Origin of the sequence: Glycomyces sp. L485 (genome assembly GCF_022548875.1) — a bacterium.
In the GTDB taxonomy this organism is placed as follows: domain Bacteria; phylum Actinomycetota; class Actinomycetes; order Mycobacteriales; family Micromonosporaceae; genus Glycomyces.
The window spans coordinates 933-16,152 of record NZ_JAKZEW010000038.1; the positions used below are offsets into that span (position 1 = coordinate 933).

Annotated in this window: 9 protein-coding genes; 7 read left to right on the top strand and 2 right to left on the bottom strand. The window is 68.8% G+C overall.

All coding sequences use genetic code 11. The annotated features are described in order from the left end of the window. Nucleotides 1-491: 491 nt before the first annotated feature. Both L0U85_RS16275 and L0U85_RS16280 read right to left on the bottom strand, forming a co-directional pair. On the bottom strand, nt 492-2,288 hold the full coding sequence (locus L0U85_RS16275) for a Stk1 family PASTA domain-containing Ser/Thr kinase (protein ID WP_241378810.1): 1,797 nt from the start codon (nt 2,286-2,288) through the stop codon (nt 492-494). 79 nt (nt 2,289-2,367) lie between these two features. Beyond that, complete coding sequence (locus tag L0U85_RS16280; RefSeq protein ID WP_241378811.1) at nt 2,368-4,581, bottom strand: ATP-binding domain-containing protein; 2,214 nt, start codon at nt 4,579-4,581, stop codon at nt 2,368-2,370. A gap of 337 nt (nt 4,582-4,918) precedes the next feature. Here L0U85_RS16280 and L0U85_RS16285 point away from each other — a divergent pair, with 337 nt between their 5' ends. From L0U85_RS16285 to L0U85_RS16315, 7 genes are all read left to right on the top strand, one after another. After that, on the top strand, nt 4,919-6,460 hold the full coding sequence (locus tag L0U85_RS16285) for a sodium-dependent transporter (RefSeq protein ID WP_241378812.1): 1,542 nt from the start codon (nt 4,919-4,921) through the stop codon (nt 6,458-6,460). Beyond that, nucleotides 6,457-6,573: a methionine/alanine import family NSS transporter small subunit gene (locus L0U85_RS16290; RefSeq protein ID WP_241378813.1), complete on the top strand. Its 117-nt coding sequence runs from the start codon at nt 6,457-6,459 to the stop codon at nt 6,571-6,573. The genes L0U85_RS16285 and L0U85_RS16290 overlap by 4 nt, the downstream gene beginning before the upstream one ends. A gap of 417 nt (nt 6,574-6,990) precedes the next feature. Next, entirely contained in the window at nt 6,991-8,586 is a 1,596-nt protein-coding gene (locus L0U85_RS16295) for an ABC-F family ATP-binding cassette domain-containing protein (protein ID WP_241378814.1), read from the top strand. 21 nt (nt 8,587-8,607) lie between these two features. After that, nucleotides 8,608-9,099: a hypothetical protein gene (locus L0U85_RS16300; RefSeq protein WP_241378815.1), complete on the top strand. Its 492-nt coding sequence runs from the start codon at nt 8,608-8,610 to the stop codon at nt 9,097-9,099. A 69-nt stretch (nt 9,100-9,168) separates the two neighbouring features. Then, nucleotides 9,169-13,059, top strand: coding sequence for an ATP-dependent RNA helicase HrpA (gene hrpA / locus L0U85_RS16305; protein WP_241378816.1), 3,891 nt, complete (start codon nt 9,169-9,171; stop codon nt 13,057-13,059). A gap of 247 nt (nt 13,060-13,306) precedes the next feature. Further along, nucleotides 13,307-14,317 (top strand): ATP-binding cassette domain-containing protein, encoded by a 1,011-nt coding sequence (locus L0U85_RS16310; RefSeq protein ID WP_241378817.1) that lies wholly within the window; start codon nt 13,307-13,309, stop codon nt 14,315-14,317. Continuing rightward, nucleotides 14,314-15,123, top strand: coding sequence for an ABC transporter permease (locus tag L0U85_RS16315; protein ID WP_241378818.1), 810 nt, complete (start codon nt 14,314-14,316; stop codon nt 15,121-15,123). Before L0U85_RS16310 ends, L0U85_RS16315 begins: the two co-directional genes overlap by 4 nt. Nucleotides 15,124-15,220: the final 97 nt, after the last annotated feature.

Here is a 15,220-nt window from a genome sequence, read left to right on the forward strand (position 1 = left end):
GCACACCCAAGCGCCCCAAGCCTTCACACCCGACCGGCCCGAAACCCGCACCCGGCCGCCCCGAACCGGCACCCCCGCACAGCCCCCCGGCAGCCACCGAACCGGACCCGAGAGTCCCGCTCCCGCTCCTGCTCCCGCTCCCGCTCCTGCTCCTGCTCCTGCTCCTGCTCCCCACGACCGACCTCCGTGGCCGACAAGGCACCCCCGGCCTCCACTCAGCTCCTCATCGCTGCTCGCCTGAAGCCCGCCCGAAGCGGACCGAACTCCGAAGGGCCCGCCCCCACCCGACTCCTACCTCGTCGTCGCTGCGTTGCCTGAAGCCGAGCCGAAGATCACCTGCGAGTCGAAGACCCCGCCCTCGCCCATCCCGCGACCTCGTCATCGCTGCCGCACTTGGCGCAGAGGAAGCATCCTTACGACTGATCCCGCCAGCGCCTCCGCGGCCATTGCCGGGCTCCGGAGGCGCACCGCCTCAGACCCTCCGCCCGTGGTCAGCGGGCCCAGATCCAGATCTCTGAGCCCTTCGGGATTTCCTCGCCCGGGTCCTTCGACTGGTCGAAGACCGTGCCGGTGAACCAGATCTGACCGGTCTTGACCTTGAAACCGAGGTCTTCGAGCTTCTTCTTGGCTTCGTCGACGTTCATGCCGATCACGTCGGGGACCTCTATGGGTTCGGGGCCGGCGCTGACGACCAGGTCCACCTTCTGGTCTGGCGCGGCGCGCTCGCCCGAGCCGGGCGTGTGCTCGATTACCGAGCCCTCGGCGATGGTGTCGCTGTATCGCTCGGTCACCTCGCCGACGTCGAGGCCCTCGGCGTCAAGGGCCTCCTCCGCGCGGCCTTCGTCCATGCCGACCAGGTCGGGCACGGACAGCGGCGGCATCCCCTCGGAGACAACCAGCGTCACCGCCGCACCGGCCTTGACTTCGGTATCGGGTCCTGGCGTGGTGGTGATGACCTTGCCCTTGTCGTGCTCGGCGCTGTACTCGTGCTCGACCGTCACGTCGGCGCCGAACGCTTCGAGGCGGTCGAGCGCCTCGTCCTCGTCGGTCCCGACTAGGTCTGGGACGGAGTACCGCTCGGGCCCGAGTGAGAGCGCCACCGTGATGACGCCGCCGGAGCGGACGCGTTCGCCCACACCGGGTTCCTGTGTGAGCACTTGGTCCTTGGGGACGGACTCGCTGTACCGGCCCTCGGTGAACTCGACCTCGAAGCCGAGATCCTCGGCGTACGCGTCGACAGTGGAGGCGTCCTGGTCCAGCAGCGACGGCGCGGCCGTGTACCGGCCGACGCCGACCCACCACCCGGCGAACGCCACCGCGGTGAGTGTCGCGACGATCGCGATGAGCGTCACGAGTGCCTTCCAAGACCGGCGCGGCCTGGACCCCGGCACGACCATCGTGGTCTCCACGGCCCGCGTCGGGCGCGGCAGCTGTCCGGCGACGGCGACCGGACGGGTGTCCACGGCGCTCAGGCGCCGCGCGAAGGCCCCGGCGTCGACCGGGCGCGTCGCCGGGTCTCGGCCGGCCGCGAGCGTCACCAGCTGCGCCAGGCCCTCCGGAACGTCCGGGGCGGCGCGACGCGGGGACGGGACGTCCTCTGCCAGGTGCCGCTGGGCGACCTTCGCCGGATCGGGACCGTCGAACGGCACCTCCCCGGTGAGGAGCTCGTAGAGCAGGATCCCGGTCGAGTACACGTCGCTGGCCGGGCTCGCCGGTCCGCCGCCGACCAGCTCGGGGGCCACATACGCGGCCGTGGCGAGCAGCGGGCCGCCGCGTTCGGCCTCGCCGTGGACGGCCTCGGCGAGCCCGAAGTCGACGACCTTGACGCGGTCGCCCCTGCCGCCGTTCTTGAGCAGGATGTTCTCGGGCTTGATGTCCCGGTGGACCAGCCCGGCGTCGTGCGCGGCCTGAAGGCCGTCGAGGATCTGGCCGCACAGCTCGGCGGCCTCCTCGATGCGCAGGCGGCGCCGGTTCAGCAGGTCCCGCAGGGTGGAGCCGGGGACGTACTCCATGACGATGTACGGGAGCCCGTCGTGGGCCCCCTGGTCGAACACCGCCACCACGTTCGGGTGCGACAGGCGTGCGATGGTGCGCGCCTCGTGTGTGAACGCGGCGAGGTCGAAGCCGGCGAGGTCCGAGGCCGTGATCATCTTCACCGCGACCGTGCGGTCGAGCCGCTCATCGTGCGCCTCGTACACCGATGCCATGCCGCCGTTCGCGATCAGCCGCTGGAGTCGGTACCGCCCGTCGACGAGCGCGCCGGTGAGGTCCCCAGTAGTCGTCGTCAACCCGCACCCCCTTCAGTGATCACCAGTGTAGGAGATGGGCACGACCGTTTCGCGGCTCGCGGGATTCGCCGAGCGGGACTCAAAGGACTTCGGCGCCGGGGAAGGCGGGCTTGTCGGCGGCCACAATGCCCAGTCGCTTCGTGGCGCGCGTGAGCGCGACGTACAGGTTCCGCATGCTCGTGGCCGCGATCGCGTCCGGGTCGACGACGATGACGCTGTCGAATTCGAGCCCCTTGGCCTGCTTGACGGTCAGCACCGAGGCGATGTCGATCCACGCCAGTTCCGCTGCGAGCTCCGGTGTCGTGACGATCGCGACGGTGCCCTCGCCGACGGTCTGGGACTCCCCGGCGGCGAGCTCGGCTACCCGGTCGGCGAGTCGCCCCGAGGCGATCTCCAGCCACGGCTCGTGGCCCGAGGACCTCACCGGCTGCGGTCGCGGGGCCTCGGCGTCGATCGCGTCGAGCACCCTGGTGGCGACGGCCATGATCTCGGCCGGCGTCCGGTAGGACACGGTGAGCTGCTCGGCGCGCCAGGACAGCTCGGAGGAGTCGAAGACCTCGGCCCAGCTGCCGGGGGCGGCGGCGTTCCCGGACTGTGCGAGATCCCCGGCGACGGTGAAGGATCGGGCGACGCAGCGGCGCAGAAGCGCCCGCCACACCATCGGCGACAGCTCTTGGGCCTCGTCGACGATGACGTGCCCGAAGATCCAGCGGCGGTCGGCCGCGGCCCGCTCGGCGACCGAGACGAACTTCTGGTCGACCTGCCGCTCGCCGAGCAGCGCGGCGTCGACCAGGTCCGTCGCCATGAGGATCTCGGATTCGGCCTCGTCCTCGAAGTCGAACGACGCCGAACCGGTGGAGATCGACAGGACGTCCTCGGCGTAGGCGATCTGCTCGGCGTCGAGTGCCGCGCCGCGATCGCGCTCGACCTCGCCGAGGTGCTCGGCGGCCTCGTCGAGCAGCGGGACGTCGGCCTCGCTCCAGCCGCCCGGTTCGCGCTGGAGCAGGCGCCGCTCCTCCTTGGACAGCACGGCGGCGGCCGAGGCCAGCAGGGCCCGCGACGCGAACAGGTCGTCCAGTAGGTCGGTGGCCGTCAGCTCGGGCCACAGCTGCTCGATCTCGCCGCGGATGACCGGGTCGGTGGCGATCTCGGCGGCGAACGTGGCGCGGTCTTCGAGGCCGAGCAGGTTCTCCCCGCCGAGCGGGTCCTCGCCGATGATGTCGGCGTACTGCATTGCCAGGTCGGCGATGACGCGCTTGTGGAAGGTATCGCGGGCCTCGTTGTGCGGCAGCCCGGTCTCTCGGGCGGCATCGCGGGCGGCGGTGATCTTCTCGGGTCGCAGCCACAGGGTGTGGCCCTCGTAGTAGACCGGCTGGGCGTCGCGGGGCACGATCTCGCGGTCGGCCACGGCGCTGGCGATGACGCCGGCCATGACGGCGCGGCCCTTGACGGCGGCGACGGCCTCGGACTCGGGCCGGTCGGCGGTGATGCCTGGGAACAGCTGGGCTGGGGTGCGCAGCAGGACGTCGGTCTCGGCCAGGCCCGGCAGGACCTCGGAGATGTAGCGCAGGAACTGCTTGCCGGGGCCGATGATGAGCACGCCGCGCCGCTGGAGCTGCTCGCGGTGCTCGTAGAGGAGGTAGGCGGCGCGGTGGAGGGCGACGGCGGTCTTGCCGGTGCCCGGCGCGCCATCGACGATCATGATGCCCTCAAGGGGCGCGCGGATGATGCGGTCCTGCTCTGCCTGGATGGTCGCGACGATGTCGCGCATGTGGCCGGTGCGCGCCGCGTCGAGCGCGGCCATGAGGGCGCCCTCGGAGCCGATCGTGGACTCCGAGCCGTCGGCGGCTTCGAGATCGAGGACCTCGTCGTTCACCGAAGCGAGGCGCCGGCCCTTGGTGTGCAGGTGGCGGCGTCGCCGAACGCCGGAGGGCGAGGCGGCGGTGGCGAGGTAGAAGCGCCTGCCGGCCTCGGAGCGCCAGTCGACCAGCAGCTGCTCCCCGCCTTCGTCGTGGAGGCCGATGCGCCCGAGGTACATGGGCCGGTCGTCGCCGATGTAGTCGAGGCGCCCGAAGCACAGACCTTCTTCGACGGCGTCGAGCTGGGCGATGCGGCGGCGGTGGAAGTGGGTCTCGGCGTCGCGCTGCGAGAGCTCCTGCTCGTTCTCGACATGCTTGCGCCGCGAATCGTCGAGCCGCTCCTCGGCCCGGCCACGGACCTCGTCGAGCCGGGCGTACAGCCTGTCGAGGCGCGATTGCTCCGATTCGAGCGCACGGATGATGGCAGCGGACACAGGACTCCTCGAATGAAATACCGGATGAGCGGATACGCGTAATATGCGCAGAGTTTTTCGGATATCGACGACGCAACAGAAAAGAATACCGCTTGGAAGGCCGATCGTCTTCCTACGATCTGGACATTAGTTACGCTGGCGCGACGATGAACGATCGGCTGGACAAAACCACGGTCCGCAGGTCCGCCCGGATCATGCGTCCCACATCGTGGGTGCGCCTTTGGACTGTGGACGTACGTAACACGCTTGCAACGCTGACTTGACTGGGGCTTAACAGGATCGCTACGGTAAGTCATAGTGTGAGTGCCTTCACGGTGCGTGACTGGAGAGATGCAACATGATCAGAGAGAACTGGGGGACCAGGCTCGGGTTCATCCTGGCCGCCATCGGCTCGGCCGTCGGACTCGGCAATATCTGGCGATTCCCCGCCGTCGCCTATGACAACGGCGGCGGCGCCTTCCTCGTGCCGTATCTGGTGGCCCTCGTGACCGCTGGAATCCCCTTGCTCATCATGGAGTTCACGATCGGCCGGCGCTTCAAGGGCTCCGCTCCGGTCGCGTTCCGCCGTCTGAACAAGAACGCCGAGGCCATCGGCTGGTGGCAGGTGGCCATCAGCACGGTCATCGCCGTGTACTACGCGGTCATCATCGCCTGGGCCGCCATGTACACCTTCTACTCGATCGGGCAGACCTGGGGCGACGCGCCCGACGAGTTCTTGTTCGCCGACTTCCTCGGCGCGTTGAACGCCGACGGGACGCCCGTCGGCACCTTCGACTTCGGCGAATGGGTGCCCAACCTGACGCTGGTCCTCGTCGCCGTGTGGATCGTGACCCTCTTCGTCATCGGCGCGGGGGTGCGCAGGGGCATCGAGAACATCGCGAGGATCTTCATCCCCCTGCTCGTGGTCATGTTCGGCGTCCTGGTCGTCCAGTCCCTGACGCTCGACGGCGCAACCAGCGGCCTGAGCGCGTTCTTCACGCCAGACTGGGACGCGCTCCAGGATTCGACGGTGTGGGTCTCCGCCTACGGCCAGATCTTCTTCTCGCTGTCCATCGGCTTCGGCATCATGATCACTTACGCCTCCTACCTGAAGCGCAAGTCCGACATCACGACCTCGGCGTTCACCGTCGGGTTCGCGAACTCGTCGTTCGAGCTGCTTGCGGGCATCGGCGTGTTCTCGGTGCTCGGCTTCATGGCCCTCGAAACCGGCACGGCCATCGACGAGCAGGTCACCGACGGCGTGGGCCTGGCCTTCGTGGCCTTTCCGGCCATCGTCAACACCCTGCCCTATGCGGCGGGTCTGTTCGGCGTCCTGTTCTTCGCCAGCCTTACCATCGCCGGGTTCACCTCGCTCATCAGCATCGTCCAGGTGCCGGTGGCAGCCATGGAGGACCGCTTCGGACTCAACCGGCTCAAAGGCACGATCTTCATCGGCGGCGGCATCGCCCTGGTGTCGATCATCCTGTTCCCGACCACCAACGGCCTGTGGCTGCTCGACACGGCCGACGGCTTCATCAACCGCTACGGCATCGCCGTCGCCGCGCTCGTCAGCATCGTCGTCGTCGTGTGGATCGCCTGGAAGTGGGGCGAACTGCGCAGGGACGCCAACCGGACCTCGACGTTCAAGATCGGCTACCTGTGGCTCGCCTGCCTCGGCGTCGTCACGCCGCTGATCCTCGGCTGGATGCTCGTCGACAACATCCGCACCACGATCGAGAACGAGGCCGGGATCGACCAGGCCACGCTCGTCTACGGCTGGTGCGTCGCCGGCGGCGCGGTCCTGTTCGGCATCCTCATGGCGCTCCTCCTGCGCAACAAGGACGTGCCCGAACTCGTGGACGAGGCCACCCTGACCAGCGGGAAGGAGGACACCCAATGAGTGCCAGCGCAGTAGCGATGATGATCGTCGCAATGGTCGTCATCTTCGGAGGACTGGTCGTCTCCGCGATCACGCTCATGACGCACCCCGAACAGCCCGACACCGAGGAGTAGACCGCACGCGAGGGGGCCCGATCAGCCGATCGGGCCCCCTCGCGTGCGCAGAGGACGACCTGGTGACGACGAGGCACGCGAACCGGCGGCGGCGCGCTCCTGCCGCCCCACCTGTTCACCCCTCTCACGGCCGCACTGCAGCAACCCGCAGGATCGGACGACCCGTTGACGGCGGCCATCCCGAACCGCTACCGTTGTTTCGGCTCTGCAGTCGACGTTGGGACCTCCCTTGAAGCTGTAATCGCGGACACCGCGCCTCGCATGCATGTGCGCAACTCTCTTGTGCGCACATGCCGGGCGTCTGCGATTCAGGGAGCCTTCCCTCAGCAATCTCGCGCCGTCCCCACTTGGGAACCGACGGGCGCGGTGTCATCTCACTCGATTCCGTCACATCGAACCTGAGAAGGACCACGCGCCATGTCCACCTACATCATCGTCAGCAAGATCGACTTCTCCTGGCCCGACGGCGACTGCGTCTTCGACGGCCTCGACGCCGTCTTCTCCGACGGCCGAACCGCACTGGTCGGCGACAACGGCACCGGCAAGTCCACACTGCTGCGCATCATCGACGGGCGGCTGAGCCCCGACGCTGGAGCCGTCACCGTCTCCGGCCTCATCGCCTACCTGCCACAGGACCTGCCGCTGCGCCTGGGCGACACCGTAGAAGACCTCCTCGGCATCACCGGTAAGCGCAAAGCCCTGGACGCCATCGAATCGGGCGACGTCGACGAGTCCCACTTCGCCGTCATCGGCGAAGACTGGGACTTCCTCGAACGCGCCCGCCTCACCCTCGACGAGCTCGGGCTCGACCACATCGGACTCGACCGCGTCGTCGGCACGCTCTCCGGCGGTGAGTCCATGCTGGTCGGCCTCGCCGGAAAACTCGTTCTGCGGCCCGACGTGCTGCTGCTCGACGAGCCGTCCAACAATCTGGACGGCTCGGCCAGGGCCCGCCTGTACGAGGCGATCCGCCGCTTCCCCGGCACGCTCCTGGTCGTCAGCCACGACCGTGCACTGCTCGAACACGTCGACGCGGTCGCCGAACTCTACCGAGGCGGGATCCGCACCTTCGAAGGGAACTTCGACGACTACGAGCGGGCCATCGCGATCGAGCAGGGGGCCGCCGAACGGGCCGTGCGCGAGGCCAAATCCGAGCTGAAGAAGCAGAAGCGCGAGTTCGTCGAGATGCAGACCAAGCTCGCACGCCGTGAGAAGGCCGGCAAGACGAAGTACGCCGACGGTCCCGCGATCATCCGCAACGCCAAGAAGAGCCAAGGCGAGGCGACCGCCGGGCGCCTCAAGACCGCGATGGCCGAGGACGTCGCCGAGGCCAAAGAGGAATTCGAGGCCGCCAAGTCGGAGGTCCGCGACGACGCGAACATCGCGATCGACCTGCCCGAGACCTCGGTCGGCCCGCACCGCGAGATCGCCCGCGTCGAGGGCCTCAAGGCCGCCGACCTGTACGGAGACGGCATCGACCTGCACCTGCGCGGGCCCGAGCGCGTCGGGCTCACCGGCGACAACGGTTCGGGGAAGACCACGCTGCTGCGCGCCGTCGCCGAAGCCGCCCGCGTCCCGCACGGCTTCCTGACCCAGAGCCTGGAGTTCCTCGACGACGAACGCAGCGTCCTCGACAACGTCCGATCGCGGGCCCCCGAGGCCGACTTGACCCTGCTGCGGACCCGCCTCGCTCGCTTCCTGCTGCGCGGCGACGCGGTCTTCCACCCCGTCGGCACTCTGTCCGGCGGGGAGCGGTTGCGCGTCGCGCTGGCCGTGGTCCTGTCGGCCCGGCCCGCGCCGCACCTGCTCCTGCTCGACGAGCCGACGAACAACCTCGACATGGCCTCGACCAGGCAGCTCCAGCAGGCGTTGTCCGCCTACGAGGGTGCGCTGGTCGTCGTCAGCCACGACGAGGCGTTCCTCGACCGGCTGGGCCTCACACGCCGCGTCCGCCTCGAACGCGGAGCGGGGATAGTGGCGGACACGACGCCTGACATCCAACAAACCGCCTGACCGGGCGCCGATACTGCACGGGTGAGAATCGCAGTGATCGCCGCGGCCGCCGTCCTCGCGACGGCGGCCGGATGCGGCTCCGATGCCGACGAGCCCGCCCTCGACGAGACCCGCACCACGGCCCTGTCGGTCCTGACCGGCTGGGACGAGATCTACCCCGACGCCTCGGGGACCGCCGAGATGTCGATCGGCGAGGGCACCAGGGTCGACCTCGCCGTCGCCGACCTGGAGCCCAACACCGATTACACCGCGCACGTCCACGACGCCGCGTGCGACCACGAGCCGCCCGGCGGCGAGCACTGGACGGCCGACCCAGACGAGGGCGAGTCGGAGGCCAACGAGATCCACCTTGCCTTCCGCACCAACGACCGCGGTATCGGCGAAGCCTTCGCCAACTCCGACCTCGTCGCCGACGACCGGGCCAGAAGCGTTGTCGTCCACACCAGCGCTTCGGACGCGCTCATGGAGCACATGAGTTCGGACCGCATCCTCTGCGGCGACTTCGACCGGTAACGACGCGGCCGACCGGCCGAAAATCCCGTGGCGTGCGGCTCGATCGCTCGCGTATCCTTGACGATCGTCATGCCCAGCAGCACCTCGAAATCCCGTACCAGCCTGCGCGAACGCGTCTTCGCCCTGCGCACGGCCGATCAGCGTGCGCTGCGCAGGCGCCTGCGCGAGGCCCGCGAGCTCGAAGGACCGGCCCGCAGGGAGGCCTTCGACGCCCTCGAAGCCGACGTCGAGGCCAAGGAGGCGGCGCTCGCCGCCCGCGCGGCGAACGTTCCCAAGATCGTCTACCCCGAAGAGCTGCCCGTCTCGCAGCGCAAGGACGACATCGCCGCAGCCGTCCGTGACCACCAGGTCGTCATCATCGCCGGTGAGACCGGCTCGGGCAAGACCACGCAGATCCCCAAGATCTGCCTCGAACTCGGTCGTGGTGTGCGCGGCTTGATCGGGCACACCCAGCCGAGACGGATCGCCGCCCGGGCCGTGGCCGAACGCATCGCCGACGAGCTCGGCTCACCGCTGGGCGAGGCCGTCGGCTGGAAGGTCCGCTTCACCGACCAGGTCTCGGACTCCAGCTTCGTCAAGGTCATGACCGACGGCATCCTGCTCACCGAGATCCAGCGCGACCGGCTGCTCAGCGCCTACGACACGATCATCATCGACGAAGCCCACGAGCGCAGCCTCAACATCGACTTCATCCTCGGCTGCCTCAAGCAGATCCTCCCCAAGCGGCCCGACCTCAAGGTCATCGTCACCTCGGCGACCATCGACCCCGAGCGGTTCGCCCAGCACTTCCGCACCGAGCGGGCGACCGCGCCGATCCTGGAGGTGTCCGGGCGCACCTACCCCGTCGAGGTCCGCTACCGGCCCCTGGTCGACGAGGACGAGCAGCGCGACCAGATCGACGGCATCCTCGACGCCGTGAACGAGCTCAGCCGTGAAGGCGACGGCGACATCCTCGTGTTCCTCTCCGGTGAGCAGGAGATTCGTGACACCGCCGACGCCTTGGAGAAGGCGAGGCTGCGGCACACCGAGGTCGTCCCTCTCTACGCCCGGCTGTCCGCGGCCGAGCAGCACCGCGTCTTCTCCTCCCACACCGGCAGGCGCATCGTCCTGGCCACCAACGTCGCCGAGACCTCCCTGACAGTCCCGGGCATCCGCTACGTCATCGACGCCGGCCACGCACGCATCTCGCGCTACTCGGCCCGCACGAAGGTCCAGCGCCTCCCGATCGAACCGATCAGCCAGGCCAGCGCCAACCAGCGGGCCGGGCGGTGCGGGCGTGTCGCCGAGGGCATCTGCATCCGCCTCTACTCCGAAGAGGACTATGGATCGCGGCCGGAGTTCACCGACGCGGAGATCCTGCGCACCAACCTCGCGAGCGTCATCCTCCAGATGACCGCCGCGAAACTCGGCAAGGTCGAACAGTTCCCCTTCGTCGACGCCCCAGACGCGCGCAACATCAAGGACGGCCTCGACCTGCTGGTCGAACTCGGCGCCCTCGAGACCGAGCGCGGCCCCGTCCAGAGGCTCACCAAGACCGGCCGCGAGCTCGCCAGCCTCCCGATCGACCCGCGCCTCGCCCGGATGATCCTCCAGGCCCGGACCGAGGGCTGCGTCCACGAGGTCACCGTCATCGCCGCAGCGCTGTCCATCCAGGACCCGCGCGAGCGCCCCGCCGACAAGAAGGCCCAGTCCGACCAGGCCCACGCCCGGTTCAACGACCCCGAATCCGACTTCTCCGCGTTCCTCAACCTCTGGAAATACCTCGAAGACGAGCGCCGCTCCCGCTCCTCCAGCGCCTTCCGCAGGATGTGCAAACAGGAATACCTGCACTACCTGCGCATCCGCGAATGGCAGGACCTCGTGCGCCAGATCAACGGCGTCCTCAAGAGCCTCAAGATCAACACCAAACCGGCCACCCCGGCCCCTGACACCCGCCGCATCCACACCGCCCTCCTCTCCGGGCTCCTCTCGCACATCGGCGTCAAAGAGGCCGACAAGCGCGAATACCTCGGCGGCAGGAACGCCAAGTTCGCCATCTTCCCCGGATCCGGACTGTTCAAGAAGCAGCCGCGCTGGGTCGTCGCCGGAGAGCTCGTCGAGACCTCCCGCCTGTGGGGCCGCATCTGCGCCAAGATCGAACCCGAATGGGTCGAACCGCTCGCCGAGCACCTCACCAAACGCGCCTACTCCGAGCCGCACTGGTCCAAGAAGTCCGGCGCCGTCCTCGCCTTCGAACGCGTCACCCTCTACGGCGTCCCCATCGTCCCGCGCCGCCAGGTCAACTTCGGACGCATCGACCCCGCCACCAGCCGCGAACTGTTCATCCGCCACGCCCTCGTCGAAGGCGAATGGGAGACCCACCACCCGTTCTTCCAACGCAACCGCGACAAGATCGGCCAAGTCGAGGACCTGGAGAACCGCGTGCGGCAGCGCGGGCTGCTCGCCGACGAGCAGACCCTCTTCGACTTCTACGACGAGCGCATCCCCGCCGACGTCGTCTCCGGCCGCCACTTCGACTCGTGGTGGAAGAAGCAGCAGGACAAGCACCGGCTCGACTTCGACGAAGCGCTCCTGCTCGGCGACCGCGCCGAGGAGGTCCGACCCGACGCCTACCCCGAGGTATGGACCTCCGAAGGCGTCGACCTCGAACTCGACTACGAGTTCGAGCCCGGCTCAGCGAGCGACGGCGTCACCGTCGAGGTCCCCCTCGCCGCGCTCCAGCAGCTCGACCAGGACGCCTTCACCTGGCAGGTGCCGGGCCTGCGCGCCGAGTTCGCCGAATCGCTCCTCAAGAGTCTGCCCAAGAGCCTGCGCCGCAACTTCGTGCCCGCCCCCGACTTCGCCAAGGCCGCCGTCGCCCGGATGGAGCCCTCCGACGGCCGGCCGATGACGGCCGCGCTGGCCGAGATGCTGCGCGCGATGACCGGCGTGAACGTCCCCGAGGACGCCTTCGACCTCACCAAGATCCCCGGCCACCTGCTCGTGACCTTCCAGGTCAAGGACGAGGACGGATCGGTCCTCGCCGAAGGCAAGGAACTCGGCGCGCTCCAGCGGCAGCTCGCCCCGAAGACCCAGGAGGCGGCGGCCGAGACCGCGCCGGAACTCGAACGCACCGGGCTGACCGCATGGGACTTCGACGAGCTGCCGAAGGTCCAGGAGACACCGCGCAAGGGCTACGTCGCCAAGGCATACCCGGCCCTGTACGACCAGGGGATGAGTGTCGGAGTCCGGGCCTTCGCCGACCCCGGCGCCCAGTCGGCGAACATGTGGGCCGGAACCCGCAGGCTCCTCAAGCTCAACGTCCCCGACCCGCACCTCAAAGAGGCGCTCACCCGCAATGAGCAGCTCGTCCTCGCCACCGGCCCCTACGAGAACGTCGGCGCTCTGCTCGACGACTGCGTCCGCGCGGTCCTCGACAAGGTCCTCATCGAAGCCGGCGGGCCGGCCTGGGACAGCGCCGGCTTCGAAACGCTCCTCAAACGCGCGCGCCCCGAGGTCGCCGGCGAGTCGGCGGCGGTGGCGCGCAAGACCGCCGCCGCCCTCACCGAGGCCCGAGAGGCCTCGCGCCTCCTCGAAGGCAAGTTCGACTTCTCGATGCTCGCCGCGATGAGCGACATGCGCGCCCAGCTCGACGGCCTCGTCGGCGCCGACGGCTTCGTCGGCTCGACCGGCTGGTGGCGCCTGGACGACCTCACCCGCTACGTCAAGGGCATCGTCTACCGGGCGAAGCGCGTGCGAGCCGATGTCGCGGGCGACAAGGCCAAGATGGACGTGGTCCAGGCCCTGGAGTCCGAGAGGGCCTCGCTGGCGCGGGCCCGCCCGGCGGCGATGCGCACCGCCGAAGGCCAGGAACTGCGCTGGATGATCGAGGAGCTGCGGATCAGCTTCTTCGCCCAGCAACTGGGCACTCGATACCAAGTGAGCGAGAAGCGCGTCCGCAAGCTCCTCCAGTCGCTGTGACGGGGAAGCACCAGCCTGGCCCGACGTCCGCCGGTTCGAACGCGAGCGCCCCGGAACGTCGGCTCCGAGTGTCAGACTGGCGGGACAAGATCTTTTCGAACCGGGCCCCGTCCGCGCCGCCACCGGCGAAAACCGGATGCCGCGGCGCAGCCGGTGTGACAGCATTACCTATCGCCCTCGCGACGGTAGAGGCCCGGAATCCCGTCTTCTGAACCGGCACTGCGGACGTATCCACAAGGAGGACGACGTGTCGCATGACAACGCCGTAGAAACCGACGGACTCACCAAGAACTTCGGCACCCTCGTCGCCGTCGACCGCATCGACGTCAGCGCCCGAGCCGGCACCGTGCTCGGCGTCCTCGGCCCGAACGGCGCCGGGAAGACCACCGTGGTGCGGATGCTCGCCACACTCTCCGCGCCCACCGCCGGAACCGCCCGCGTCGGCGGCTTCGACATCGTTCGCGACGGCGCGCGCGTCCGCTCCCTCATAGGCCTGACCGGCCAGTTCGCCGGCGTCGACGAACTCCTCACCGGCGAAGAGAATCTGCTGTTCATCGGCAGGCTCCTCGGGAAGCCGCGCGGTGAGGCGAGAAGCCGCGCCCGCGAACTTCTCGCCCAGTTCCACCTCGACGACGCCGCCGACCGGGCCGTGAAGACCTACTCGGGAGGTATGCGCCGACGCCTGGACCTAGCGGCGAGCCTCGTCGGGAGGCCGCCGATCCTGTTCCTCGACGAGCCCACCACCGGCCTCGACCCTCGAGCCCGCGGCGAGCTGTGGGACATCGTCCGGAACCTCGTCGGCGGCGGCACCACCGTGCTGCTCACCACCCAGTACCTGGAGGAAGCCGACCAGCTGGCCGACGACATCGTGGTCATCGACCACGGCAAGGTCATCGCCACCGGCACGCCGAACCAGCTCAAGGCCAAGATCGGCGGCCAGACGCTGCGGATCCAGCCCGACGACCCGACACACGTCGAGACGGTGCGGGCGCTCATCGCCGAGAGCCACGCCGACCTGGACCCGCTCATCGAAGGCTCCGCGGTCACCGTCGGGGTCAACGACGACGCGATCATGCCCGTCATCGCCGCGACACTCCAGTCGAGGGGCATCGCGCTCACCGACTTCCACCTGGGCCTGTCGAGCCTGGACGAGGTGTTCTTGACGCTCACCGGCCACCGCGCCGAGACCGACGATGAGGCGAGCGAGGCGAAGCCGGATCCCGACTCTGCGAGCGTCGCCGAAGAGGAGACGAAATGACGACCGCGACACTGGATGCCCCGGCAGAGGTCGCGGGCCGGCCCGGGCCGGGCGCCACGTTGAGCCAGATCATGTCGATGGCCTGGCGCCAGATGGTCCGCATCAAGCACAACCCGTTCGAACTGGTGGACCTGTCGCTCTCGCCGGTCATGTTCCTGCTGCTGTTCGTCTACGTCTTCGGCGGGCAGATGGCCGGCTCGACCAGCGTGTACCTCCAGTACGTGCTGGGCGGCCTGATCGCGCAGAACGCGATCTTCCTGACCATGTACACCGGCACAGGCATCAACGCAGACCTACGCAAAGGCGTCTACGACCGGTTCAGGTCGCTGCCGATCGCGCGCTCGGCGCCGCTGGCGGGCAAGATATTCGCCGACATGTTCAAGCAGGTCTGGTCGATCGCGATCATGCTCGTGCTGGGCCTGCTCATGGGCTTCGAACTGCGCAGCCTGAGCGGGGCGGTCTTCGCGACCCTCGTGCTGGTGATGTTCGCTCTGGCGATCTCGTGGTTCTCGGTCTTGGCGGGCGTCCTCGCCGACTCGGAGGAGAAGGTGCAGATCTACGCGTTCGTGGTGATCATGCCGCTGACCTTCACCTCCGATGCGTTCGTGCGGGTCGAGACGCTGCCGGGGCCGCTGGAGGCGTGGGCCGAGGTCAACCCGGTTTCGCACCTTGCCCGGACGATGCGCGGGCTCCTCTCGGAGGGACCGGTGGCGGAGCCGCTGCTGTGGACCTCGGTCTGGGCCGTGGCGCTCCTGGCGGTCACGGCCCCGCTGGCGATGCGCGCCTACAAGAAGAAGATGATCTGACCGCTGAGTGGGATGTGGCGATCGTTGACTACCACTAGATCGAACGAGGAGGGGAAGGCGATGGCCGAGGCATTGATGCCGCCGATTCACCCGGGGG